The sequence below is a fragment of the Embleya sp. NPDC025285 genome (genome assembly GCF_055558835.1).
Window position 1 is genome coordinate 1 of the sequence record NZ_JBVHLU010000244.1, and the last position, 3,541, is coordinate 3,541.

4 protein-coding genes are annotated in these 3,541 nt (G+C 70.6%); 2 read left to right on the plus strand and 2 right to left on the minus strand.

Going from position 1 to position 3,541, the window contains the following annotated elements:
• The first annotated feature begins 295 nt into the window (after window positions 1–295).
• Entirely contained in the window at window positions 296–730 is a 435-nt protein-coding gene (locus tag ACZ4FV_RS51790) for a DUF2267 domain-containing protein (protein ID WP_395870731.1), read from the plus strand.
• Between the two features lie 105 nt (window positions 731–835).
• On the opposite strand, the gene ACZ4FV_RS51795 is transcribed toward ACZ4FV_RS51790, so the two are convergent.
• Complete coding sequence (locus ACZ4FV_RS51795) at window positions 836–1,012, minus strand: hypothetical protein (RefSeq protein ID WP_465328399.1); 177 nt, start codon at window positions 1,010–1,012, stop codon at window positions 836–838.
• A gap of 256 nt (window positions 1,013–1,268) precedes the next feature.
• Between ACZ4FV_RS51795 and ACZ4FV_RS51800 the strand changes: the two genes are divergently transcribed.
• The gene (locus ACZ4FV_RS51800) at window positions 1,269–1,868 is read left to right on the plus strand and encodes a hypothetical protein (RefSeq protein WP_395870727.1); all 600 of its coding nucleotides are present in this window, start codon (window positions 1,269–1,271) and stop codon (window positions 1,866–1,868) included.
• An 822-nt stretch (window positions 1,869–2,690) separates the two neighbouring features.
• Here the strand turns inward: ACZ4FV_RS51800 and ACZ4FV_RS51805 are convergent.
• Window positions 2,691–3,164, minus strand: coding sequence for an ATP-binding protein (locus ACZ4FV_RS51805; RefSeq protein WP_395870725.1), 474 nt, complete (start codon window positions 3,162–3,164; stop codon window positions 2,691–2,693).
• Window positions 3,165–3,541: the final 377 nt, after the last annotated feature.

The following is a 3,541-nucleotide window of genomic DNA, read 5'->3' on the forward strand; positions in this document are numbered from 1 at the left end:
CCCATCGCGGAGCGCGCCAAGCCCCGCAAGATCCCCATCGGCGCCGGCACCCCCGACCGCAAGGTCATCACCGCCTGAAGCAGGGCCACGACACCCCTGCGGGGCCGACGACGGACGCACCGCCTCTCGGGGCGCCCGCCGCCGGCCCCCAACCGCCCTTCGCGGGCGGCCACATGGGCCGGAGCGCTCACCGGAACGCGGTCACTCGACCGCGCGCACCGTGCCAACCGTGCTCCCCGCCCACGCCCACTCCGACACCCAGCCGGCTCCGAGACCGGAAAGGCGATCCGCGACGATGCAAACCCGAAACGAACCCTCTCCGACCACGACAGTGGGCACCTACACCGAACTGCTGGACAAGGTCCGTCTCGAAGGGGCCTACCGCACACGGGCCCAGGCCGAGGACGCGGTTCGCGTCGTGCTCTCCGGGCTGGGCCGCCAACTCGGCGGGCAGGAGCGCCTGGACCTCGCCGCCCGACTTCCCCTCGAGGCCGCCCTCCTGCTCACCTCGCACACCGCCGAACCCCGACCCGCCGGCGGCCTGGGCTTCGTCAAGGACATCGCCGCCCGCACCGACACCACCCCCGGCGTCGCACGTTGGGACACCGGATCGGTCCTGACCGTCGTCGCCGCGCTCGCCGGCCCCGACCTCCTCACCCGCATCCTGACCCGGCTGCCCTCCGGCTGGGCCCTGCTCTTCGGCCGCGCCGAACTCGCGCCCGCAGCCTGAAACCCGGTATCCGGAACTCCCCCGGCGCGCGGACGGCGGCAGCGTAACCGCCGCCCCCGACAGCAACGTTGGCCGAACGGTCCCCGGCGGGAGCCGGATCCCGCGCTACCGCTCGCCGACATCGACCACCTCGGCGCCCGCATCCGTGCCGGCGAACCGGTGGTCTCCTACGCCCAGTCGGCCGACCGCGACGAGAGCGTCCATCCCCGACGCCCACCCCTTCGAGATCATCCGCACACCCATCCCCCACGTCGCGTTCGGACACGGCACCTTCCACTGCATCGGAGCCTCCCTCACGCGCCTGGCCCTGACCACCCCCGTCGACAACCCCCGACCCGACCGCAACGACTGTGCCTGGACCTCGCCTTCCGCGGCGCGCCCGAGATCGTCCGTAGCGACCGCGGCGGAAGCGCGAGGCCCGCATGCGTTGACCGACCCACGGGCCAGGACAGATTGCGCGGACTCTCATCCGACAGGACGCGGGCAGTTTAGGCTGCTTCACTGCGAGGCAGATCAGCCCGCTCAAGAGGGGAGTTCCATGAAGTTTCCGAAGCTCGCCGCCCTGGCCATCGGGGCTTTAATGGCGACGAGTTGCGCAGGCGGCGACGATGAGCCGAAGGCGCTTTCGACGCCCGCCCCCGGGGCGGCAACCGGTGGCCCCGGAGCCGATCCCAACCCGAGCACGCCGGCCTCCGGACTGCCCAGGGCGCGCTCGTTCGAGGAGATCGCCGCGCTGCTGAAGCCGACCCTCGGCCCCTGTCAGCGTATGGAAACGACGGGTCCCGCAACGGAACTCGACACGGCGGACAAGGTTCGCGGGGGCAAGCAGAAGGCCTTGTGCTGGTACGGCGGCCAGAAGTTCTCGGTCGTGTTCCTGCTCGTCGACGAGGACAACACTACGCTGGAGACCTTTCATAAAGGCAAGGACACGTATTCCGGCGATCGGGTCGGCATGGGATTCACCGTGCGCCTCCTCGGGACCGCCGACGCCCAGGTGAAGTCCACGGCCGAACAGCAGCTCAAGGCGGCCGGCCTGCTTTTCCTGAACTGCGAGCAGGACTTCGCGCCGCGCGACGGCGTCCCCATCATCGAGGCGAAGACGACGGGCTGCCGCTACATCCCGACCTTCCGCATCTGAGCCGTCATGACCCGCCACGCAAGACATGCCGCGACAGCGGAACGGAGTCTCGGACCACGAACCCGCGTTCGCCGTCAGCCCGGGCAACCCCGACGAGGACGAGAGCGCCCGCCACGTCGACGGCGCCCTCCGCCACCAGGGCAACACGTTCCTCCCCGATCGTCGGCAAGAACATCCCCGCAGCACTCCACCGCGTGATCGACACCGCCCTCCGGGAACAGAACCGCGCGGCTGGGGGAAGGATGTGCACGGAGTGGCAGGGCGACCGGGCCGGGCAGCGCCTGGACCGCGACGAGTACCCGTCCGCCGCAACCAGGAAGTGCGCCTCGCTCGGCGATGGGCACTTCTTCGCCCGCCCGATCGACCGCGACGACGACGCGTGGCCCCTTAAGCGGCGAACAGCGCATGCTCGACGGCGACGCCTCCTCGTCGGCGCCCTCCCCTGACTGACCAGGAGCCCGACCGCGTAGAAGGTACGGATGTCCCGCGTGATCAGCCGGGGGATCCGCACGAGCGCCGCCGCGAACCCCGGCTCCACCGATGTGACCACCCAGAACTGCTATTGCGCGGCGGCGCCGACCTCACCGACGCATCACGACCATCAAGAACCGAACCGCCCACCTTCGGGTGACGACCTGGCGCGTGAGTCGCCGCGGACAGGCAACAGGCCGCCACCCGGACACGCTTGCGAAGCGCTGCTCCACCAAGGCGCCGACGTCGCGTCGACACCAATGCCGGTCGTCCGGCCGACTCCCACCGAGACCCTGATCCCGCCGGCCCTCGACCGGTTCGACGGCGGCGGCCGTGTGGTGTCGCGGGTCCTCAGGCCTGGCGACCGGCGACGTGCCCGCCCGGATCGTCGGCCAGCACAACGGACGCGCAGATCCGCTTGCCCACGGGCTCACGATGCACCGCGAAGCTTCGACAGACCGCCATCACGATCTCCAGACCGTGCCGGCCGATCCGGGCCGGATCGGGCGCGAGGATCGCCGGCGGCGTCGGATCGCCATCCCACACGCTCACCTCGACCGCACCGTCCCGCACCTCCAACGTCAACAGACACGGACCGGGCGCGTGCCTGCGAGCGTTGGTCACCAACTCACTCACCACGAGCCGCACCGTATCCATCGCGCGCTCGGACACCGGCAGCCCGTGCTCGGCCTGCACCCCACCGAGAAAGGCAACGGCCAGATCCCGCGCGGGCCGAACGCCCTCGCCATCTCCGAACACCGCCGACGCCGAGGCGACCACCCCTACCAACGCCCGCCCATCCACACCGTCCGCAGTCCACCCCATGCCGCTCCACCTCTCCCAGCGCCCCAACCCCACGCCGCTCGCCTACCCCGAAACCCCCACATCAGACCTGCGCAAATCGAAACCCTAACCGCCGGCGAACATGACGGCGGACACGTTCGTGGACACACAGCCCAACACCCGCACGGCCGGTGGAGCGCGAGGGCGCACAGGCCGAGTTTCCTCGCCTCCGGCCGCCCGGCGCGCGGCCCGAGGCCGGTGACATCGTTGAATCCGCGTGACCACTTCCTCGCCCCGCCCGCGCCTGACCATCACCGTTGCCGTGTGTGAGGTGCCCCGTGTTTTCCGGACACGTTGACTTCTGTTGTTTACGCCGCCAGCCCGAGTTGCTTGTGCTCGTTCAGGACTTCCAGCGGCGT